Origin of the sequence: Archangium violaceum (assembly GCF_016887565.1) — a bacterium.
Lineage (GTDB): Bacteria > Myxococcota > Myxococcia > Myxococcales > Myxococcaceae > Archangium > Archangium violaceum_B.
In genome coordinates this window covers 3040368-3060790 of record NZ_CP069396.1, presented here as the reverse complement: position 1 = coordinate 3060790, position 20423 = coordinate 3040368, and the positions used below count along the sequence as shown (strand labels likewise).

Below are 20423 nucleotides of genomic sequence, written 5' to 3'. Positions count from 1 at the left end.
CAGTCCCCTTCAGAAGGTGAGCATCCGGAAGAACTCGCCCGCCATGCGCCGGCCATGTCGCGCCAGATTCGACACCGTCCCGGAGAGAATCTCGTACTGACGATTGTTTTTCGGGTCAATCACGTCGACACCCTCGTGACGGAATCGAAGAATCCCCTCGAATTGCTTTTTCACCTGAGCATGCACGAAGCGGCCCCGGGCCTCGCGCTCCAGCAGGTGCGCCAGCCAATACTCGCCTTCCTTGAGGGCGTCGTCGATGGCCTTGGCCTCCCTCGGAGAGAGCCTGTGGGGCCCCCATTGCCGGGCCGCCTCGGTCACCGCCTTCTGGAGCATGTCACCCACCTCGTCCTCGACCGGGATGTCGTGGATGGACTTGCCAGGAGGCAAGTGCCACCTCTGCCCATTGGGCAGGAGCACCTGCTGGTTGCCTCCCCGGTGACGGATGGCGACGGTGCCCGAGGCGCCGCCTCCGGAGGACGCCCCACCGCCCCGCCCCTTCTTGAGCATCACCACCGCCAGAGGGCCGTGCGGGGTGGCCGCCACCGTCTCCACCGCCCGCGCCAGCGCGCCCTCCTGGGCCGCCAGGGTTTCCACCCGCTCCAGCACCGCCGCCCCACCCTGCGCCTGCCAGCGCGCATTGGCCATGCCATAGCCCGGCAGTGAGCGCACCCGCGCCGCCACGTCCCCCAGCGTGCGCCCCGTCAATGCCCCCACCGCCAGAATCATCGCCCGCGCCGCGTCCGTGCCCAGCACCCGGGCGAAGCCCTCGCCTGCCTCGCGCAATTCGCCGAACGTGGTGGCATCGTGCGCCCGGGTCGCCATGGCCGCCCAGCCGTCCATCAGCCCCCACAACGTCTCCACCCCCAGCCACGCCACCAGCACGACGGACAGCCCGGCGGCCACCAGCTTGGTCGTCGGCTCGGGCACCAGCCAGAGCGCCAGGTACGCGCCGAGCGTCCACATGCACGAGGCCACCACCACCTGCGGGTCCAACTCCCGCCCCAGCGCCTGCTTCGTCTCCTCCAGCACCGAGCCGAAGGACAAGGCGAGCGCCAGCGTCCGCCGGTCGTCCGCCTTGAGGTAGGGCGCGTCGTCCAGCAGGCGCAGGCAGTCGCCACCTCCCTGGCCCCGGGCGCACCACGCCAGGTAGTGGCGGCGCAGGGCCTCGCTCGCCTCGGTCGCCAGGCCGCTGTCCTCGTCCATGGGCACCAGCGACAGCACGCGGCCCTTGTACACTTCGGCCACCCACGTCCCACTCCTCTGCTCCCATTCCGGGTGCTGCTCCACCTGTCCCCTCAGCCACTCGCGCGCGGCCTCCCGGGGGCTCTTGCCGTCAAGCTGTGTCTTCCGGGCGTTGTCCCGCACCGCGCGCAGAAAGTCGTCCCGGCTCACCAGCACGGCTCGGCTGGCGCCCGCCGAGCCCGGCTCCAGCACCACCACCTCGTACCGCACCGCTCCCTCCAGGCCCACACCCGCCTGCGCGAAGGACGCCTGTCTGGGTGCCGCTGGGGGCGTGCGCGACAAGGGGCGCCTGCTCCCCATCAGCATGCCGCCCGGCGGGTGGCCCGTGGCACATGCCGCGAGCAGTAAAAGCACGGGCAGCATCCAGCAGCGGGGCGGCAGCGGGCCCACGGAGCGGGGACTCTTCCGACGGGGAAACATGCCGCACCTCTTGCTGCCAACCGCGAGGGCTGGCGCGGGTTGTTTCCGGGAGTACACGGAAGCCGGGTGCGGTCGTCAAACCAATGGATAGGGAGAGAAGTGGAGGACGTAAAGGGTTGGCCACCACCACACGGCGCCACTTATCCTGCTCGTCGGCCATCACTTCTCGCGGAGGCACGGGCTCCGGCTGCCAGAGGGGCAGAGGCTTCACCACCTCGCCCTTGGGCCCGCGCAGCACCGCGCCCACCGCCGTCCAGGGCGGCCGTACCGGGATTCTCCAGTTTCACCTCCACGGCCACCCTGCCCTGAGCGCGGTAGCTGTGGACGTCGACCAGGCGCAGCGCGTTGCCCTTCCGCTCAGTGACACTTCCCATGTCGGCTCAGCGCGCGCGGTGGTTCACCGGAACGAGTTCACGATGTAGAGCCCAGCGCTGGAGAATTCGAGAATGGCCGTTCCTGGCTTGGACTCGGGTTTCTTTCTGAGTTGACCGCGTGCGAGCCGAGCCACGGCGCAAATCGGAACCGGCTCTTCGTCCGGTGGATGCAACTCGTAATACCGGATGACGACCTGTGGGCCTCCTGTCCAGACCCGTCCATAGAGACGGGTGACTGCCGGAAGAGTCCCCAGCGGGCTGTTCAACATGCTCTCCACGGGACCGTCGTACAGCGTGATGGGGCTGGCGTCGGTCTGGTTCACATCAAGCTCGACATTCGAAGCGTCCCCAACGCTCAGACCAAGGCGATGCATGGCCTCAAGCGCTTTTTCCGGGCACGCTTCCGGTCCGGGGCTTCCGTCCGGGCGAAGGGAGACGCCCCCAGTCGTCGTGCAACTGGAGGACACGCAAAGCAGCAGGACAGAAGCAGCAAGCAATGAGCGAACGGGAACCATGAGGGCGGGATCTACCAACGCAGCAGTTGTTTATCCAGATGAACCCATGCCTGCCGCAGACCATCTCCTTGACGGAAGAGTTCCAGAACAAGCCGGTCGGGGCCAGTCGTCGAGTCAAAGGCACTCGCATCCAGGACGACGGCGATCTGCCCACTTTGCCCACCCGGCTCCCAGTATTCCTGAGAGGCACGCAGAGCAAACGGTCTTTGCTCTCGCCCATCACCCGTGCTCAAGCGGGCCTCCATCAGACTCCAAGGCTCGGTCGGGCTGTTGTTCTTCACAGTGAAGACCACCGCCGCCTTGTCCCGGTTCCTGCTGGCCAACACGGAGACATGGAATTCCACACCCGTGGGGCTCTTGAATAGCGCCGAGTACCGCTCCCGAAACGGCGTCTGTTTCGTGGCCCCCTTCGCCAGAAGGCCGGCAAGAGAGTGATTGACTGAGTCCTCTTTGCGATAACGCTCGACTTCCTCCCTGAGCTGTCCCTCTCTCTGGAGCGCATCATACAGGGACGCAAGCACCGCTTTCGGGGCCTCGCGGTCACGGAACACGTTGACCTGCTGATCGCCCGTCCGGTCGTTGGTGGCCTTCTGCCGTGATGTCACGGTGAAGGGCAGTTCCGTTCCATCCGCGAGCGTCACCAGCAGCATGAGCCGGTCTTCGGGATCGAGATCACGGAGGGGCTCAATAAGCACCCGTTTCCCGACACACTCCACAGGCTCGAAGCGACCTTCCCAGGCCAGCATCTTGGTCCGCGCTGAATCGCAGGGCTGCTCCAAGCGGAGGACGGTCACGATACCCCCGACGACGTACACGTCAGGTGCCTCTCGGCTCGTATGGTCCGAGAGGTAGATGTTCCGCTCGTTGGGCTCGCGTACCCCGGCCCCGGCCACGGATGCCACAAGAGCGAGAAGTAGAGTAGACCGGCGAAGTAGGAGATTCCACATAGCGCGGCACAACTTAGAGCTCGTTTCAAAAATGGACCAGGGAGCCTAGGTCATCTGACCTGCCTCCCTGGGATTGTTTCATAAATGAACCGCAGAGGTATCCAGACTTCCCTCTACGTACCTGGTGCTCATCCTCGCAAGCATGAGGCGCGAACTGGTCCCGGACGAGCTGTGGGCGAGGGTGGAGCCGCTGCTGCCACGACATCGCCGCAAAGGGAGAAGAGGTCGTCCATTGCGCGACGATAGGGCGTGCCTGCGGGGCATTATCTTCGTGCTCAGGACGGGCATCGCCTGGAGAGACCTGCCAGCCGAGGTGTTCGGGTGCAGCGGGGCGACGTGCTGGAGGAGGCTGCGAAAGTGGAGCCGAGCAGGAGTCTTCGAGAAGCTCCAGCGGGTGTTGCTGAACGAGTTGGGGCACAAGGGGCTCATTGACTGGAGCCGGGCCTCGTTCGACTCCAGCAGCCTACGGGCGATAAAAGGGGGGCCCAAACAGGCCCGAATCCAACGGACAGAGGAAAGGCGGGCAGCAAGCACCACCTGGTCGTAGACCGCCGGGGCCTGCCGCTGGCCACCTTGCTGTCGGCCGCCAACGTGCACGACAAGCGCGAGGCGCTGCCGCTCCTCGACGCCATCCTCCCCATCAAGGGGCCACGAGGCAGGCCACGCAGGCGTCCGGCGAAAGGGCACGGCGACAAGGGGTACGATTATGCCGATACCCGCCGGGGATTACGGAAGCGCCACATCGTTCCCCGCATCGCCCGCCGAGGCGTGGAGTCGAAGGAGCGTTTGGGACGCCATCGCTGGGTGGTGGAGCGCTCCCTGGACTGGTTCCACCAGATGAAACGCCTGCGGATTCGCGAAGAGCGGAACCCACAGATGCACCTGGCACTCCTTCGCCTTGGCCACTGCCTCCTTCTCTATCGCGTGCTTGAGCGCCATTTACGAAATGGCCCTGAATAGGCAGGGCATGTTACCTGACCTCTCAGGTCCATTTTTGAAACGAGCTCTTATCAGAACGGGTCGAAGGCGACCAGCCGAGCACGCCCCGTCCCGTGCTGATGTTCCCTGGCCGATGGGGGGCATCCCGGCAGATGGACACGGTTGACGACCCACAAAGCGGGGGCTGAGCGGGTGACTGACACCCTCTCCGCGACCCCGAACATGGGGGCAGCCGTCCTGGGAGGACAGCATAAAGAGTTCTACTCAAGAGGTCATGCGGTGATAGGGTCGTGCCGGACAAAAGCATCGGAGCCCCTTCATGCAGATCACGACCTGGTTCATCGCGAGAGAAGACGAGGCGGAGGCAATCGAATCGATCGTCACCACCGAGGAACACTCCCCTGAGGATTGGACATACATCGAGTTTCCACTCATCGAAATGGAGCTCATGGCCCTTTCCGCCGCCCTCCAGGGAAAGGAAGACATCACGTCCGAGTCCACCTCGGAGGATCCGCTCATCTTCCGGGACGAGGACGGGTTGATCATCGCGCGCGTCAAGGATTCCTTCATCCAGGCGCTCGCCCGGGTCACGGACGAGAACGTGCCCGGCCTCGCCAACGCGTGGGCGGAGCGCATGGACCGGGAACACCATGAGCCGGAGGAGCTGCGCGAAATCCTCTCGGGCCTGGTGACCTTCGCGCGCGACGCCGTGGCTCGCCGCAGCTCCGTGCTATCGCTCGCCACCTTCTGACGGATGGCCGTCAGGACCCCGCGCCAGTAACGTCCATGGGAATCCTTTCCGTCTCACCCGGAGGCCCCCATGACCCGCGGACCCAAGACTCCCGAGCAGGACCGCACCGAGGGAACCACCCGCCCCCGGGGTTATGAGCAGGTCGACAAGCTCTCCGTCCCCCTCCCCCACGGCACCGAGGTGACCACCCGCGTGGAGCGTGTGGCCGGTGACCGGCACATCCCCCAGGGCGTCGTGGGCCGCGTGGTGCGCGCCCGTGGCGGCGGCTTCGACGTCCAGGTCGTCGGCGTCGGCGAACTCTGGTACGCCCGCGACGAGCTGGTGCCTCGCAAGCCGGGTCAGCTCCAGTTCGCCCTCCGACGCGCCGCCACCTGGGATGCCCTCCGCCCCTGCGTCGTCGTGGAGACCGTGGTCGGCTCGCAGGCCTGGGGCCTCGCCAACAAGTCCTCCGATGTCGACCTGCGCGGCGTCTTCGGCCTCCCCCTCCCCTGGCACTTCGGCCTCGCCGACAAGCCGAGGGATCTCGTCAGCGCCGACGGCAGTCACACCTACTGGGAGCTCTCCAAGGCCGTGGAGCAGGCCCTGCGCGCCGACCCCAACACCCTCGAGATGCTCTTCGTCCCCAGCGCCCGCGCCTCGGACCCGCTCGGCGAGTGGCTCCTCGCCGAGCGCGATGCCTTCGTCTCCAAAGCCATCTTCGGCAGCTTCGGCCGGTACGCCATGAGCCAGCTCGACAAGCTCACGCGCAGTCAGCGTCTCGCCGAGCACCGTGACTCGGTGCTCGAATGGTTGTGCGAGGAGCCCGCGCCCAGTCTCGACGAGGTGGCCCGACGGCTCGCCGCCATCTCCCCGCGCTCCGCCCCCACTCCCGAGGATGGGCTGCTCGCGGCCAAGACGTACCTCAAGCAGCTCTACCGCTCGCTCTCGGACCAGGGTCTCATCGAGTCCAACGACTTCGCCGCCCTCACCCGCTACGCCCGCGGTGGCGGTGGCCGGCCCCCCAGCGCTCGCGAGCTGCGCCCGAAGAACGCCTACAACCTGCTGCGACTGGTGGTGCTCGCCACCGGGTGGCTTCGCGAGGGTGTCCCCACCTTCGAGGTCTCCGGCCACCACAAGGCTCGCATGCTCGACATCAAGGCCGGGCACGTCCCCCTGGAGGAGGTGCTGCGCGACGCCGAGGCCCTCGCTCCCGAGCTGGAGGAGGCCCACCGCACCAGCCGGCTGCCGCAGCTCCCCGATTACGGGCGCGCGGACCGTCTGCTTCGGCGCGTGGGCGAGGAGCTCGCGCGCCGCTGGGTGATGCGCGAGCCCGGGCCTCTCGGCCGCGACGCCCCCGCGCCGCCGGCCGTCGAATGGACGGAGGAACAGTCATGACGGACCACCTGATGACGGAGCACCAGCTGCGTGTGGCCAACCGCGTGCTCGACGAGGAGTCCACCCGCCGCTGGCACCTCGTCGTGTCCCTCTCGGGCGCTCACGCGTATGGTTTTCCCTCGCCCGATAGCGATCTGGACCTCAAGTGCATCCATGTCGCCTCCACCTCGGAGCTGCTCCGGTTGGAGCAGCGCAACCCCACTCCCGCCGAGCGTCTGGAGGTGCTCGACGGCGTCGAGGTGGACTACTCGTCCAACGAGCTCGGCCCCGTGCTGCAGGGCGTGCTCCAGGGCAATGGCAACTACATCGAGCGGCTGCTCGGGACCCATACCCTGCGCGGCTCTCCCGAGCTGGAGGCCGTACGTCCCCTCGTGCGTCAGGTGCTGTCGCGTCGACTTCATCGGCACTACCGCGGCTTCGCCACCAGTCAGTTGCGCGAGTGGGAGAAGACGGGTTTTCGCTCCACCAAGAAGCTCCTCTATGTGTTGCGCACGGCGCTTACCGGCACCCATGCCCTGCTGACTCGTGAGGTGGAGACGGACCTCACCGCCCTCATGGACCGCTATGGTTTTGGTGAGGCCAGCGAGCTCGTCGCTTGGAAGCGGCGGGGCGAGCGCGGGGAGTTGCCTGATGCGCTCTCCACGCACTGGCGCGGTCAGGTGGGCCGTGCCTTCGAACGGCTCGATGAGGCGTATGCGCACTCCGTACTCCCAGAGGAGCCTGGGCGCACCGCGGACCTGGAGGCGTGGTTGCTCGAGGTCCGGCGCTCCCGGTTCTGAGTCCCACGGGTGGGAGGACGGGGTGGATATACCCTCACCCCGTCCCTCTCCCAGGGGGAGAGGGGAAGTGTGCGTGCGCGGATTTACGGGCCCTTGTCTTCCGCCTCGTCGAGGTGCTCTCGCAAGGCCTTCGTGAAGGCCTCCGGACGGTCCAGGTTCGAGAAGTGTGAGGCTCCCGGCAGCTCCACCAGTCTCGCTGAGGGCAGCGCCTTCTGCATGCCCGTGAGCAACGGACGCGTCGGCGTCAGCCGATCCTTCTCTCCCCCCACCAGCAACACCGGGACTCGAATCCTCGGGATGATCGGGCGCAGGTCCACCTTGAGCATCTCGCGCCAGCAGGCCAGGTACGTCTCCCGCTCCTTCCGGCTCTCCACCGACACGGCTCGCTCGATGATGTCCTTCCTCGTGTCCGGCGCGAACAGGTCCGGCATGTTCATCCGCGAGAACTCGGCCAGCGTCATCTTCCCGAGCTGCTCCTCGACCCATTGGCTGCGCGCCGCACCCTCCGGCTGGAAGGCCCACGTGTTGGCCAGCGTCAGCGAGCGCACCCGATCCGGGTAGCGCCGGTACAGCTCGAGCGCCACCACTCCTCCCATGGACTGGCCCACCAGATGCGCGTCCTCATGGCCCGTCGCCAGGATGGCCCGCATCGCGTCCTCGGCGAAACCCGCCATCGACACCCGCGCCGCGCTCCGCACCAGATCGATCGGCAACGGTGAGTAGGAGCCCCGGAGTGCGTCCACCTGCGGTTCCCAGAACGTCGAGTCACCACCGACAGCGGGAAGGAAGAGCACCAACGACGGACGTCTCTTGCTCATGAGAACCTCCATGTTCACCAAGCGTGAACACAGACATTCAACCGCTGGAAATGGCTCTCATGCAACTGGGGGGGCGGAGCGGATTTTCAGGTAGTGTTCACGCCGCGCTGGACTGAATTTTTCAATGGCATAGCGCAGCATCGTCCTCGGCATCTCCCACGCATGTCGGTCGAGGAAGGTTTCCTCCGCTGTCCGGTCCCTGTTGCCCACCTCGCGCAGCATCCAGCCCACCGCCTTGTGCATCAGGTCGTGCGGGTCGTGCAGCAGCACGCCGGCCAGCTTCAGCGTGTCCGTGAAGTCCCCCGCGCGGATGAACGCCAGCGTCGACATGATGGCGATTCGTCGCTCCCACAGCACCGGCGAGCCCGCCCAGCCGTAGAGCAGCGGTTTCAGCTCGGGATGCTCGAGCAGGTACTCGCCGATGAGCCGAGGCGCCACCGTGTCCACCAGGTCCCAGTTGTTCATCCTCGACAGGTGCTCCCGGCAGAACTCGAAGAGGCGCCCTCGTCCCGCCTCGTCCGCCCTCGCGAACCGCTCCACCAGGATGACGAAGCCGGTGAACCGGTGCTCGTGCACCTCGCTCCGCAACAACTCGCTCACCTGCTCCAGGGGGAGGTCCTTGTGGCGACGGGCAATGCGCCGCTGCTCCGGCACCGTCACCCCGAGGAACACGTCCCCTTCCCCGTACTCCCCCGGGCCCGTCTTGAAGAACCTCGGAAAGAAGGCCGCCTTCTCCGGATCGGCTGCCCGCGCCAGCTCGTCGATGAGGGTCTCGAGGGACATGTCTCTCACACGGGCCGGAGGACGAAGATGCTGTCGAGGCGGATCTCCCCTCGCTTCCGCGGAGCCTCCACCTGGTAGTCGAAGTCGAAGACCTCCAGCACCTGGAGCCCCGCCCTCCGGAACAGGCGCCGGGCCTGTGTCAGGTCATACGTGCGGAAGTACCAATGCGTCTCGATGAGCAGGTTCTTCCCCGGCCCGGTAATCCGCAGCCGGTTGCGCATGGCCGAGCGTCTCAGGCGCCGGTCCGGCAACCCCTCGTGGGTGTTGCACACCACCGTGTCCTTCCCCAGCTTCTCCACCCAGCGCTCGTGCTCCGCCTTCCTCCGTTCGTAGTCCGTGAGGTGGAAGCCGAGCACGTACAGGCCCTCGGGATGGAGCAGCCGCCGCGTCCCCTCCAGGTGCTCCAGCGCCGCCTTCTCGCTGTCCAGGTAGCGGAACGTGGACACCAGGTTGAACGCCAGGTCCACCCGCCCCTCCAGCTCCGGCCGGAAGAAGTCCTCCATCCGTGACGGGTAGAGCCGCACCCTCCGGCGCTCGGCCGGAGTCAGCCGCTGGCGCGCGTGCGCCAGCATCTTCTCGGAGATGTCGTAGCCCACCACCTGCAGGCCCCGGCGCGCGGCCTCCGCCACCAGCCGGCCCGCTCCGCACGCGGGCTCGAGCAGCCTCTTGCCTCCCGTCCCGTAGCGACGGCTCACCTCCAGCAGGAAGTCCAGCTCCCGCTCGGTGTCCGTTCCAAAGATGGCCTCGTAATACTCGGGGTGGTCGTACCAGTCGGAGCGTCGTTCCATGGGGCCGGGTGCCGCGCCCTCGCGGCGGCGCGCATCCTCGGCCCTGCCCGCTGAAAATCAAGCCGGGGACCACTCGCGTGCCCCGGCTCCCCTCACGCCCTACCGCTCTTCCCGGTCCAACAGCTTCCCGGCGAGCCGGATGAGGTCCGTCTCCGTGAGGATGCCCACCAGCCGGTCTCCATCCTCCACCACCGGCACGCACCCGAACTTGTGGTCGAGCATCTTGTGGATGGCCTCGCGCACCGAACTCCGCGGCTTCAGCGTCTCCACCGAGCGCGTCATGATGTCCCGCACCTGCTGGGGCGGCGCTCCCGGCGCCCGCTCCTGACGCGCCAGTGCTCGAATCAAATCCCGGTGGCTCACCAGCCCCACCAGCCTCCCGTCCTTCACCACCGGAAGGTGACGGATGTCGTACTCGGCCAGCAGGTCATCCCCCCGGACGATGTCGTCGTCCTCCTTCAGGGTGACCAGGTCCCGGGTCATCAGTTCCTCGACGGTCAGCATGGTGTCCTCCCTGTCGTTCCCACGAACAGGGTGGACCCTCGCGGTGCCCCATGCACCCGTGGGGGCATCCGAGCGGCCCAGCGCTGCTCGTTCCGGCCGCTCATACCATGGCCGTTGGCCCCGCTGGACCGCGAGCGTGCGCTCAGTGTCCGGGGAACTCCGCCACCTGTGACAGCGCCAACATCAGCAGCAGGCCCGCCGCCAGCGCCACCAGGTTGCGCCCCCGGTTGTCCTTCCCGTGCCGGTTCACGTGCGGCAGCAGGTCCGACACCGACACGTACAGGAAGGTGCCCGCGGAGAAGGCCAGCGCCCTCGGCGCCAGCGCCTCGAAGCGCAGCACCGTGTCGAAGGCGATGTACAGCAGCGCCCCCACCGGCACCATCAGCCCGTACACCACCGACAGCCCCAGGATGCTCCTCGAGCTCTTCCCCTCCGCCTTGAGGATGGACGCCAGCGACAGCGACGAGGGCACCTTGTGCGAGGTGATCGCCAGCAACGCCATCAGCCCCACCCCCTCCTTCACCGCCGAGCCCAGCGCGATGCCGTCGAACAGCGTATGCGCCGACAGCCCCAGGAACGCCGTCAGCCCCAGCGTGCGCCCGTGCACGTGCTCCTTGCACTCCGGCGGCTCCTCGCACGCATGCGTCAGCACGTACCGCTCCAGCACCATCAGGAAGACGAACCCCGCGGGCACCAGCGCGAACGCCCAGAACCCTCCCCCGTGGTACGCCTCCGGCAGCATGTGGAAGAACGCCGCCCCGAACATCACCCCCGCCGCGAACGCCAGGAACGTCACCAGCTTCGTCGGCGCCCGCGTCAGCACCACCGCCAGCGCTCCCACGACGGCGCCCAGCAGGATGATCAACGAATAGGAGGAGAGGGCTACCGCGAAAGGCATGGGGGGCCCGACACCTAGCACAGAATCCCCTCCAGTGTAGGGGGGTGGCGCTGGCTTGACGGTGTAGACCCTCACCCCAGCCCTCTCCCAGAGGGAGAGGGGGCATACTCGGGGTTCAACCCGGGGCCCGAGCGACCCTCACCCCGACCCTCTCCCGGCGGGAGAGGGAGATCAGGCCCGGGGCGTGACGGGGGGGGCCGACTGGGCTTGCTCCCCCGCCGGCGGCTGCTGCACCACCTGCCTCGGCTCGGTGCGCGTGGTCGGTAGCCACTCTGGCCTCGCTCGCAGGTACACCATCATCTTCTCCCTCACCAGGGCCCGTAGATCGAACAGGACCCCCGGAGGAGCGCTCACCAGCACCCGCACCTTCAGCGTCCGGTCCAGCACGTCCTCCACCACCACGTTGCCCACCCTCCCATCCCACAGCTCCTTCCCCTCGTTCTCCAGGATGCGCCGCAGCTCCGCCCTCAGCGCCTCCATGTCCGCGGTGAAGTCCACCAGCAGCTGCACCGGGCCCAGCATGCTCTGCCCCCCCTTGCTCCAGTTCTGGAAGGACTTGTCCAGGAACTGCGAGATGGGCACCACCAGCCTCCGCTCGTCCCACACCTTCACCACCACGTACGTCAGGGTGATCTCCTCCACCGTGCCGAACTCGTTCTCCACCACCACCTGATCCCCGATCCGGATCGGCTGCGTGATGGACAGCTGGATGCCCGCCAGCAACGACGAGATGGACTTCTGCGCCGCCAGACCGATGACGAGGCCCGCGATTCCCGCCGACGCCAGCAGCGACACCCCCACGTTGCGCACCGTCTCGAACTGCATGAGCAACAGCGCCGCCGAGATGATGTAGGTCGCCGCCTCGAAGACGCTCCGCAGCACCACCAGCTGCGTGTGCAGCCCTCGCGCTCGCGCCGCGTCCTTCGGCTCCTTCGTCACCGTCTGCTGGACGAACTGCGACGTCACCCGCAGGAAGCGCAGCAGGAACCACGCCACCGCCACGATGATGAACGAGGTCACCAGGTGCGTCGCCACGAACTGCGCCGTGGGCGGCAGTTGCAGCAGCGCCGTCCCCAACGCTCCCAGCAGCGCGAAGTACAGCAGCTTCAGCGGCCCCTGCCCCGCCGGCACCAACGCGTCATCCCACGTCACCCGCGTCCAGCTCGCCAGCCTCGCCATCAACGCCAGCGACAGCCGCTCCAGCACCATGGCCAGCAGCCCCGCCAGCACCACCGTCATCAACAGCCCCAGCCACCTCCAGGGCTCCAGCCCCAGCACCACCCGCTCGAAGAGCACCGTCGGCACCGGGACCCCCAGCACCTCCGGCTCGTACGAGTCGTAGATGGCGTCGATCGCCTTCACCGTCGACTGGCTGAACACCCACACCCGCGCACCTTCGTCGACCGTCACGCGCGACAACTGGATGGGGTAGCGGTTCTTGCCCGCCGTGAGGACGGTGAGCTTCTCGAAGCGGCCGTCCTCCGGGTCTCCCTCCGGCTCCTTGCTCAGGTTGTCGAGCACCTCCGGCGCCAGCTTGTCGTCCAGGATGAGCCGCAGGCGCCAGGCCAGGCGCGCCCCCTCCTTCTTCTGCTCGGACGTGGGGAGGTAGTCCAGGTCCAGGTAGTGCGCCGCCAGCGGGTAGTCGCCCCGCTGGGCCGCGGTGAAGAAGCCATTGGCGGCGGTGTAGGGTGTCTGCCGGTCCACCGTGGACGGGGGAGCCCCCAGCCCGGCGTTGAAGGCCTGGGCCTCCGGCAGCAGCACGAGGGACAGCAGCACGCACAGTCCGGTCAGAGCGCGACGCATGGGCGCCTCTTACTGCGCCTCCCTGACCCATCCGGCAACACCTATGTGTATGTTCCGGCAGCCCGCCCGTCCTGCAAGGTACCTGCCGGAACATCCCTCCCCTGGATTCCAATGGGACGGGAAACCCTTGGTGTCATAGGGATCCGTAGGCTAGAAGAGGCCCCCCAGGAAGAGGTCGCCGTGCAAGAGAAGCGAAAAATCCTGCTCATTGACGACAGCGAGATCACTCTCGCCATGGAGAAGGCCGTGCTGGAGGCGCGCGGCTATGAGGTCGTCGCCACCTCCACGTTGATGGAGTTCGAGAAGACCCTGCAGACGTGGAAGCCGGACCTCATCCTCACCGACATCCACATGCCCGAGGCCAAGGGCACCGACATCTGCCGGACGTTGAAGAACGAGTACGGCACCCAGGACATCCCCATCATCCTCTTCTCCAGCCTCCCGGACGACGAGCTGAGCAAGCTGGCCGAGCAGGTCGGTGCCGACGGCAGCCTCTCCAAGGTGAACGGGCTGGAGAAGATGGGCGAGAAGATCGACGAGCTGGTGCAGAGCATCATCTGGTGACGCGGTGAGACGGCTCCTCCCCGGACTGGTCCTGCTGGCGGCGCTCTCGGGATGCACACGCAAGGAGTCGGCCCCGGCGCGCACGGAGGCTCCGGGCGCCGTCCTCTTCTTCTCCGCCGATACCCGCGGCTACCTGGGCCCCTGCGGTTGCAGCGAGAACATGCGCGGCGGCATCGCGCGCGCGGCCTTCCAGATTCAAGAGGCGCGCAAGGGCCCGCTGCCCGTCCTCTACGTGGACGGCGGTGACAGCCTCTTCGGCGCCCCCACGCTCCAGCCGGAGCAGGTGCCCCAGGAGGAGAGCAAGGCCCGGGCGCTCGCCGAGGCCATGAAGCGCATGGGCCTGACGGTGCGCGCGGTGGGCGAGCTGGACGACACGCGCGGCGCCGACTTCCGCCGCGGCCTGGGACTGCCCGAGCTGGAGCCCGGCGGGGTGAAGGTGCTGCCCGCCGGCAAGCGCGAGGTGGGCGTGGTGAGCGCCTCGGACGCGGCCGGACTGAAGCAGGCCAGCGCCAGGGCGCGCGCCCAGGGCGCCGACTTCGTCGTGGGCCTCTTCCACGGCACCCTCGAGGAGGCCCAGCGCGCCACCGCCACCCCGGAGCCGGGCGTGGACCTGGTGCTCGCCACCCACACCGCCTCCGAGTTCGACGGCGAGCAGAACAGGCTGGCGCGTGACGCGGTGCCCGTCGTCGGACTGCAGAGCAAGGGCCGCTCGCTGCTGCGCGTGGACCTGGCCTACGGCGCGAAGCCGGGCCCCTTCACCCCGCAGAAGACGGCCGAGGACACCGAGCGCGAGGCCGCCTCCATCGACCGGCGCATGGAGCTGCTGGACAAGGAGATCAACCTCCCCGGCATCGACCCCAACCTCAAGCGCCTCAAGCAGCAGAAGCGCGAGGAGCTGGTGGCGCGCCGTCAGGCCCTCCTCACCACGCCGGTGACGGCCACGGGCGACTCGGACTCCTTCTCCGTGCGCTTCGTCCCCCTGGAGTCCACCCTCGCCTCGAGCCCGGAGGCCATGGCGGTGGTGAACGCCTATGACGCGGACGTGGGGAAGATGAACCTGGAATGGGCGAAGGCCCACGGCCAGGACTGCCCCGCCCCCGCGAAGGGCCAGGCCGCCTTCGTGGGCAGCGCCGCCTGCGCCGACTGCCACAAGGAGTCCTTCCCGGTGTGGGAGGCCTCCAAGCACCACCGGGCCATCGAGACGCTGAAGGAGGTGGGCAAGCAGCACCACCTCAACTGCACCGGCTGCCACGTCACCGGTTGGGAGCAGCCCGGTGGCGTGTGCCGCCTGGACAAGATGGCCGGCCGCGAGCACGTGGGCTGCGAGAGCTGCCACGGCCCCGGCTCGCTCCATGTGGAGGACCCCTCCACCGACAACATCACCGCCCGCCCTGGCCAGGCGGTGTGCGTCACCTGCCACAACCGGGAGAACTCTCCCCACTTCGACTTCGCCACCTACGTGCCGAGGATCCTCGGCCCCGGCCATGGCCAGCCACAGGAAGTGAAGCCGAAGCCCTAGAACACGTCACGGGGGTGCGTTTCTTCCCGCCGGGACCATCCAGGGAGAGAATAGGCTGTCTGGACGCTTGTTCCAGGTTCGCCCCAAGCGTCGAATACTTGACCTTCAAACCACTCGCCCGGCCCTCCCGGTAGCCGAAACCCCAGGTGACCATGCCGCACTTCAGCCTGCTCCTCCTGGTCCTCACCTCGGTCCCGACTCCCCAGGACGCGCTGACGATGCCCCCGCCGCCACCCGGCATGCGGGTGCTCGGCACCGAGGACAAGCAACTGCTGCTGGGCTCCGCCGAGGAGCCCGAGGCCACGCCCGAGGAGGACCCGGAGGAGGTGGAGCCCGAGTCCACCGAGCTCGAGGAGATGCGGGCCCTGGAAGGCGCCACGTTGGATCCGGGCGCCCGGCCCAACGCCGAGGTGCTCCAGTCGCTGCGCCGCCTGGGCCTGGCCAACCCGCTGCGCCAGCGCATGCTGGACGCGCTGGAGGAGCCCACCTTCCGCGAGGACGAGGCCGAGGCCGAGCTGTCCCTCATCACCGACGTGGCCAGCTTCGACGTCTCGCGCATCCAGGGCAAGTACGACATCCCCGTGGAGATGCAGCCGCTGGTGGCCCAGTACATCCAGTTCTTCCAGGGCCCGGGCCGCAAGTGGTTCCGCAAGTGGATGGAGCGCTCCACCCGCTACCTGCCGGTGATGCAGCCCATCCTCGAGGCCAACGGGCTGCCTCGCGACACGGTGTACCTGGCGATGATCGAGAGCGGCTTCTCCACCAACGCCTACTCGTGGGCGCATGCCTCCGGGCCCTGGCAGTTCATCTCCAGCACCGGCCGCCAGTACGGGCTGCACCAGGACTTCTGGGTGGACGAGCGGAGGGATCCCATCAAGGCCACCACGGCCGCCGCGCGCTACCTGAAGGACCTCTACAACGAGCTGGGCCACTGGTACCTGGCGTGGGCGGGCTACAACACGGGCAGCGGCCGGGTGCGCAGGATGGTGGAGCGCCTGGGCACCAAGGACTTCTGGGTGATCTCCGCCCCCGAGGAGAAGGGGCTGGCGCTGGAGACGCGGCACTACGTGCCCAAGCTCATCGCCGCGGCGCTCATCTCCAAGCACCCCACCGCCTTCGGCTTCGACGAGAAGGACTTCGCCTACGAGCCGGCCCTCTCCTTCGACGAGGTGAAGATCAACGACGCCACCGACCTGGACGTCATCGCCCGGGCGGCCGGCGTGGACGTGAAGGAGGTGCAGGAGCTCAACCCCGAGCTGCGGCGCTGGTGCACCCCGCCGGCGAGCGCGAAGAACCCGTACACCCTGCGCCTGCCCAAGGGCTCGGCGGAGCGCTTCGCGGAGAACTTCGCCCGCATCGCGCCCAAGGAGCGGCTCACCTTCCGCGTCCACAAGGTGCGCAAGGGCGACACGCTGTCGCAGATCGCCCTCAAGTACGGCAGCGCGGCCGAGGCCATCCTGCAGATGAACCGGCTCAAGAGCGTGAAGACGCTCCGGCTCAACGCGGAGCTGGTCATCCCCGTGCCGAACGGGCGCGGAGGCGGCGAGGGCACGGGGCAGAACAGCGCGCTGGCGCGCAAGGTGGCGCAGGCGCGCAGCAGCGGCGTGACGGTGCTGCGCCCCGAGGACGAGGTGCCGGCGGGCACGCCTCGCGGTCCGGTGGCCACGGGCCCCATCAAGACGGAGGTCATCAACGGCCGCAAGCGCGTCACCTACGGCGTGCAGTCGGGTGACAGCCTGTGGGCCATCGCCCAGCGCTTCCAGGTGAACGCGGAGGACATCCGCAAGTGGAACAACCTGTCGGCGCGCACCAGCAAGCGGGCGCTGAAGGTGGGCTCGGTGCTGTACGTGTATCCGGACAACGCCCCCAAGCAGGTGGAGGAGCGCGCGGGCACCGTCATCGCCCAGCGGGCCCCGGCCGGCAACGCGGGCCGCCCCGGCACCGTGCACGAGCTGGCCGCCGGTGAGTCCATCTGGAGTGTCGCCCAGCGCTACGGGGTCACTGTCGAGGACATCAAGCGCTGGAACAACATCAAGGACACCACCCGCCTCCCCACCGGCCTGCGCCTCGTGGTGAAGGCGCCGTAGCCAAAGGGAGGGAGTCCCTCAGCCCGTCACCTGCGTCCTGGCCTCGCCGCTTCCGGCTTCCTCCGAGAGCTGCCTGACGAGCCGACGGCGGACCACCTCGATGTGCTCGCGGAAGAAGTAGAGATTCTCCGCGTACGACAGGGGCGTGGGAATCCGGTTCACCGCGCGCTCGGTCTCCTCGAGCCGCTTCAGCATGTCCTCGAGCATCTGCCGTCCGGGGTTCTCCTCGAGCTGGAGCTCGATCTCCTTCAGGCGCGTGTACCACCGGAAGATGCGGGAGCGGACCCGCCACAGGAACAGCGCCGGCACGGCCCGTCCAAGGGGCACTACCACGGCGATGATCGGCACGAGCATCACCCAGAGCCGGTCGACGAGGTTCGCGGCCCAGAAAGGCAGGTAGCGTTGCAGGAACGGAACGCCGGCCTGGTAGTAGCGGCGGGCCTCGTCGCTGAGCGGGAAGCCGGTCTCGAGCGGCGCGGGGAATTCACCCGAGCGGTCGAGCAACCCGGCGCTGCCGTGGAGCTCACTCGCGGCGCGCATGAGCAGGTACGCGAGCGCCGGATGCAGCGTGTCCCGCGCCAGGAGGTTCGCGGTCGGCGCGAGCAGCACCACGTCATGCTCCGGAACGTCCGCCGCGAGATTGAAGACGCCCCGTGGCAGCACCAACTTCGACAGGTACGGGTACTTGCGGACGTAGGCATCGGCGCGCGCGAAGCTGAGCAGCCGCACGCCGGGGGCCGCGGCGAGCTTCTGGATCGGCGGTGACTCCGCGGGGGCGACGAGGAACACCGCGTCGACGCCGCCCTGCTTGAGCTGCTCGATGGCCTGGTCGCGCTCCAACGGCAGCAGCTCCGTCGGAGCCTGGTCCGCGCCATTGGCCGCCAGGAGCGTACGGGCCAGCGCGTGCGTCCCACTCTCGGCCGCCCCGATCGCGATGCGCCTGCCCTTCAGCCCGCGCACGTCCTCGATGGGCTCGCCCCGGTAGAAGACCCACAGTGGCACGTACGAGAGGCTGCCGAGCGACACGATGCGCGCCGCGTTCTCCCCGCCCGCCGTGCCACCCTGCACGAACGCGACGTCCGTCTCCGCGTCGTCCGCGGAGAGGAGCTCGACACTGGTGACCGAGCCCTTCGTCGGGCGGATCTCCAACGTGACGCCGTGCCGGGCGAGGACCTCCTGGTACTTCCGCGCGAAGTAACGGAAGCCCCCCTCGTCCTGAGCCGTCGCGACGACGAGCTTCTTCGGTGGCGCGGGCTTGACGAAGTAGAACGTCACGGTGAATGCGGCGGCGATGATGAGCACCGTGGGCGCGAGCGTGAGCAACAGGTCGCGCCGCACCGTACGCCTGAGCTGTTCCTTGATCGTATCCGTCGTCATGATGTGTGCATGCCCATGGGCAGTTCGAGTGTGAAGGTGGCCCCCAGCCCCGGGCCGGGGCTGCTGCAGGAGAGCCGGCCTTTCATCTCGGTGGCGGCCAGGGCGCTGATGTGCAGGCCAAAACCGTGGCCCGTCTTCTTGGTGGTGAAGCCCTGGGAGAACAGGCGCGCCAGGTTCTCCGGGGCGATGCCGACGCCGTTGTCCGTCATCTCGATGAGCAATCCCCCGCCCTCGGGCGCGCGCCGCACGTGGATGGTCAACCGCTTGTCCTGTTGCGCGCTGTCCACCAGCGCGTGCCGGGCATTGCTCAGCAGGTTGATGAGGATCTGCAGCAGCTTGTGCCGGTCGACGTAGATGGGGGGCACATCGGCGTAGTCCCGCACGATGTGGATGGCCAGCCGCTCGAAGGAGACGGCGTGCAGCCGCAGGGCCTCGTCGATGAGCTGGGGCACGTCCATCCGCTCCACCGCGCCCGCGGGACGCGCGTGCTTCTGCTGCATGCTGACGATGGACTTGACGTGCTCCACGCTCAGGCCCAGCGCGTTCATCTCCTGGAGCATGGCCTGCCGCTCCTCCGTCAGCTGGTCGGACACCGCGATGAGGTAGGCCGGCAGCTTCTGGCCCTGGGGATCCTGGGAGAGGAAGAGGGCGATGTCCGTGGTGTGCTCGCGCAACAGGTTGGCGGCCTTGGCCAGGCCGGTGACGCGCGAGTTGCGGAGCCGGTCGGTGACGAGGCTGGTGGAGATGTTCACGCTGTTGAGGGTGTTGCCCACGTTGTGGAGCACACCGGTGGCGACCTCGGCCATGCCCGCCTGGCGCGAGACATCCACCAGGGAGCGGTGCATCTCTCCCATCCGGGCCTCGGCCTCCTTGCGGAGGGTGATGTCGTGGCCGAAGAGGGTCACCCCCGCCGTCCGGCCGCCCTCGACCAGGATGGGATGGAGGCTGAAGTCCAGCACGGTGGGGGAGCCCTCCAGCTCGAACGTCTCCTCGACGCGCAGACGCTGGCCCTGAAGCACATGGTCGAAGTGGGCCTTCCAGATCACGAGCCGCTCCTGCGACCCGTAGTGGAGGATCGGCTGCCCCAACTCGAGCTCCTTGCCGAGCAGCTTCCGGTAGAAGCTCTTCATGGCCGAGTTGGCGGCCACCACGCGCCCCTCGGTATCGAGCGAGACCACGAGGTCATCGGTGCTCTCGATGATGCTGCTCAGCTTGCTCTCGCTGCCGCGAAGCTCCTTCAAGATCCGCTCGAGCGATTGGTGGGCCGCTTCCCGCGTGGTGCTATGCAGCGAGCCCAGTCCCCAGGCGGCCACGTAGGAGATGCCCGCGAAGACGTGCCGGCCCCAATAGCGTGTGAGGGAGAAGGGCTCGGGGGTGATGCCGAGCTGCGTGCGGTAGAACGGGTGCACCCCGGTCATGACCACGGCGTAGAAGAGCGTGTAGACCAGCCCCTGGCGCGGCCCCAACAGGTACACGGCCAGAGCGGGCAGCAACATGTTCGCGGCCTGCACACTCCCTTCGAAGCCCTGCTTGCTGCCGAAGACGCCTCCCACGAAGCCGACCGTGAGGGTCGCCAACAGGAGCATCGCCGGAGCATCTCGCGTGGTGGCCCTGCGCGCGGTCACCAGCGTCGCCGCGTACCCCAGGCCCGCGGTGACACCTGGGAGCGTGGGAAGCGGCGAGAACAGCGAGAACGCCATGTACAACACGGCGAACGCCAGCATGAAACACGCGGAGCCCACGAGCACCCGGTGGCGGACGAGGTCCGAGGGCGGCACATCGCGCAGGGACTCCGAGAGGAAGAAGTCCAGCCAGCGCAGGAGCCCCGGGGGCTTCACGATGGGCCTGGGAATGTCCTGGCTTGTCGCGGGAGATGAATGAATCGCCATGTCGGGAGGAGCGGCCGGCGGTGGAGAAGCCCCCGATCACCCCATGTCACAT

18 protein-coding genes are annotated in these 20423 nt (G+C 67.9%); 7 read left to right on the top strand and 11 right to left on the bottom strand.

Annotated features, from left to right (window positions below):
- Positions 1-9: 9 nt before the first annotated feature.
- The 3 genes from sitA5 to JRI60_RS12715 form a co-directional block, all read right to left on the bottom strand.
- Positions 10-1662, bottom strand: a complete 1653-nt coding sequence (gene sitA5, locus JRI60_RS53255; RefSeq protein WP_430384379.1) for a SitA5 family polymorphic toxin — start codon at positions 1660-1662, stop codon at positions 10-12.
- Between the two features lie 397 nt (positions 1663-2059).
- Positions 2060-2551: a serine/threonine protein kinase gene (locus JRI60_RS12720; RefSeq protein ID WP_204226115.1), complete on the bottom strand. Its 492-nt coding sequence runs from the start codon at positions 2549-2551 to the stop codon at positions 2060-2062.
- 11 nt (positions 2552-2562) lie between these two features.
- Positions 2563-3498 (bottom strand): DUF2381 family protein, encoded by a 936-nt coding sequence (locus JRI60_RS12715; RefSeq protein ID WP_239470479.1) that lies wholly within the window; start codon positions 3496-3498, stop codon positions 2563-2565.
- A gap of 142 nt (positions 3499-3640) precedes the next feature.
- Between JRI60_RS12715 and JRI60_RS12710 the strand changes: the two genes are divergently transcribed.
- The 4 genes from JRI60_RS12710 (at position 3641) to JRI60_RS12695 (ending at position 7341) form a co-directional block, all read left to right on the top strand.
- Positions 3641-4458, top strand: a protein-coding gene (locus tag JRI60_RS12710; protein WP_430384330.1) for an IS5 family transposase whose coding sequence is annotated in 2 segments (ribosomal slippage) — positions 3641-3983 and positions 3983-4458 — 819 coding nt in all. Because the reading frame shifts where the segments join, the coding sequence is not laid out codon by codon here.
- Between the two features lie 298 nt (positions 4459-4756).
- Positions 4757-5188: a hypothetical protein gene (locus JRI60_RS12705; protein WP_204226113.1), complete on the top strand. Its 432-nt coding sequence runs from the start codon at positions 4757-4759 to the stop codon at positions 5186-5188.
- 69 nt (positions 5189-5257) lie between these two features.
- A complete protein-coding gene (locus tag JRI60_RS12700) occupies positions 5258-6562 on the top strand; it encodes a DNA polymerase beta superfamily protein (protein WP_204226112.1) in 1305 nt (434 codons plus the stop codon).
- Complete coding sequence (locus tag JRI60_RS12695) at positions 6559-7341, top strand: nucleotidyltransferase domain-containing protein (protein ID WP_204226111.1); 783 nt, start codon at positions 6559-6561, stop codon at positions 7339-7341. The genes JRI60_RS12700 and JRI60_RS12695 overlap by 4 nt, the downstream gene beginning before the upstream one ends.
- 83 nt (positions 7342-7424) lie before the next feature.
- On the opposite strand, the gene JRI60_RS12690 is transcribed toward JRI60_RS12695, so the two are convergent.
- The 6 genes from JRI60_RS12690 to JRI60_RS12665 all read right to left on the bottom strand — a co-directional run bounded on the left by JRI60_RS12690 (position 7425) and on the right by JRI60_RS12665 (position 12935).
- Complete coding sequence (locus JRI60_RS12690; protein ID WP_204226110.1) at positions 7425-8159, bottom strand: alpha/beta fold hydrolase; 735 nt, start codon at positions 8157-8159, stop codon at positions 7425-7427.
- A 57-nt stretch (positions 8160-8216) separates the two neighbouring features.
- On the bottom strand, positions 8217-8942 hold the full coding sequence (locus JRI60_RS12685) for a DNA alkylation repair protein (RefSeq protein WP_204226109.1): 726 nt from the start codon (positions 8940-8942) through the stop codon (positions 8217-8219).
- A gap of 5 nt (positions 8943-8947) precedes the next feature.
- Positions 8948-9730 carry a class I SAM-dependent methyltransferase gene (locus JRI60_RS12680; RefSeq protein ID WP_204226108.1) on the bottom strand — a complete coding sequence of 261 codons (783 nt, stop codon included), beginning with the start codon at positions 9728-9730 and terminating at the stop codon, positions 8948-8950.
- A gap of 99 nt (positions 9731-9829) precedes the next feature.
- Positions 9830-10234, bottom strand: coding sequence for a CBS domain-containing protein (locus JRI60_RS12675; protein ID WP_204226107.1), 405 nt, complete (start codon positions 10232-10234; stop codon positions 9830-9832).
- Positions 10235-10376: 142 nt separating this feature from the next.
- Positions 10377-11132, bottom strand: coding sequence for a ZIP family metal transporter (locus tag JRI60_RS12670; RefSeq protein WP_204226106.1), 756 nt, complete (start codon positions 11130-11132; stop codon positions 10377-10379).
- A 171-nt stretch (positions 11133-11303) separates the two neighbouring features.
- Entirely contained in the window at positions 11304-12935 is a 1632-nt protein-coding gene (locus JRI60_RS12665; RefSeq protein WP_204226105.1) for a mechanosensitive ion channel family protein, read from the bottom strand.
- Between the two features lie 180 nt (positions 12936-13115).
- Between JRI60_RS12665 and JRI60_RS12660 the strand changes: the two genes are divergently transcribed.
- The 3 genes from JRI60_RS12660 to JRI60_RS12650 all read left to right on the top strand — a co-directional run bounded on the left by JRI60_RS12660 (position 13116) and on the right by JRI60_RS12650 (position 17105).
- Positions 13116-13499, top strand: coding sequence for a response regulator (locus JRI60_RS12660; protein ID WP_203402501.1), 384 nt, complete (start codon positions 13116-13118; stop codon positions 13497-13499).
- A 4-nt stretch (positions 13500-13503) separates the two neighbouring features.
- The gene (locus tag JRI60_RS12655) at positions 13504-15018 is read left to right on the top strand and encodes a multiheme c-type cytochrome (protein WP_204226104.1); all 1515 of its coding nucleotides are present in this window, start codon (positions 13504-13506) and stop codon (positions 15016-15018) included.
- A 152-nt stretch (positions 15019-15170) separates the two neighbouring features.
- Positions 15171-17105, top strand: coding sequence for a LysM peptidoglycan-binding domain-containing protein (locus JRI60_RS12650; protein WP_204226103.1), 1935 nt, complete (start codon positions 15171-15173; stop codon positions 17103-17105).
- Between the two features lie 18 nt (positions 17106-17123).
- Here the strand turns inward: JRI60_RS12650 and JRI60_RS12645 are convergent, their stop codons facing one another.
- Together JRI60_RS12645 and JRI60_RS12640 are read right to left on the bottom strand one after the other, a co-directional pair.
- Positions 17124-18482 carry a TAXI family TRAP transporter solute-binding subunit gene (locus JRI60_RS12645; RefSeq protein ID WP_204226102.1) on the bottom strand — a complete coding sequence of 453 codons (1359 nt, stop codon included), beginning with the start codon at positions 18480-18482 and terminating at the stop codon, positions 17124-17126.
- On the bottom strand, positions 18479-20371 hold the full coding sequence (locus JRI60_RS12640) for an ATP-binding protein (RefSeq protein ID WP_204226101.1): 1893 nt from the start codon (positions 20369-20371) through the stop codon (positions 18479-18481). The genes JRI60_RS12645 and JRI60_RS12640 overlap by 4 nt, the downstream gene beginning before the upstream one ends.
- Between the last annotated feature and the right edge of the window lie 52 nt (positions 20372-20423).

Coding starts and splice junctions, on each gene's coding strand:
- sitA5 (WP_430384379.1), bottom strand. CDS start 1,662: ATGTTTCCCCGTCGGAAGAGTCCCCGCTCCGTGGGCCCGCTGCCGCCC.
- JRI60_RS12720 (WP_204226115.1), bottom strand. CDS start 2,551: ATGGTTCCCGTTCGCTCATTGCTTGCTGCTTCTGTCCTGCTGCTTTGC.
- JRI60_RS12715 (WP_239470479.1), bottom strand. CDS start 3,498: ATGTGGAATCTCCTACTTCGCCGGTCTACTCTACTTCTCGCTCTTGTG.
- JRI60_RS12705 (WP_204226113.1), top strand. CDS start 4,757: ATGCAGATCACGACCTGGTTCATCGCGAGAGAAGACGAGGCGGAGGCA.
- JRI60_RS12700 (WP_204226112.1), top strand. CDS start 5,258: ATGACCCGCGGACCCAAGACTCCCGAGCAGGACCGCACCGAGGGAACC.
- JRI60_RS12695 (WP_204226111.1), top strand. CDS start 6,559: ATGACGGACCACCTGATGACGGAGCACCAGCTGCGTGTGGCCAACCGC.
- JRI60_RS12690 (WP_204226110.1), bottom strand. CDS start 8,159: ATGAGCAAGAGACGTCCGTCGTTGGTGCTCTTCCTTCCCGCTGTCGGT.
- JRI60_RS12685 (WP_204226109.1), bottom strand. CDS start 8,942: ATGTCCCTCGAGACCCTCATCGACGAGCTGGCGCGGGCAGCCGATCCG.
- JRI60_RS12680 (WP_204226108.1), bottom strand. CDS start 9,730: ATGGAACGACGCTCCGACTGGTACGACCACCCCGAGTATTACGAGGCC.
- JRI60_RS12675 (WP_204226107.1), bottom strand. CDS start 10,234: ATGCTGACCGTCGAGGAACTGATGACCCGGGACCTGGTCACCCTGAAG.
- JRI60_RS12670 (WP_204226106.1), bottom strand. CDS start 11,132: ATGCCTTTCGCGGTAGCCCTCTCCTCCTATTCGTTGATCATCCTGCTG.
- JRI60_RS12665 (WP_204226105.1), bottom strand. CDS start 12,935: ATGCGTCGCGCTCTGACCGGACTGTGCGTGCTGCTGTCCCTCGTGCTG.
- JRI60_RS12650 (WP_204226103.1), top strand. CDS start 15,171: ATGCCGCACTTCAGCCTGCTCCTCCTGGTCCTCACCTCGGTCCCGACT.
- JRI60_RS12645 (WP_204226102.1), bottom strand. CDS start 18,482: ATGACGACGGATACGATCAAGGAACAGCTCAGGCGTACGGTGCGGCGC.
- JRI60_RS12640 (WP_204226101.1), bottom strand. CDS start 20,371: ATGGCGATTCATTCATCTCCCGCGACAAGCCAGGACATTCCCAGGCCC.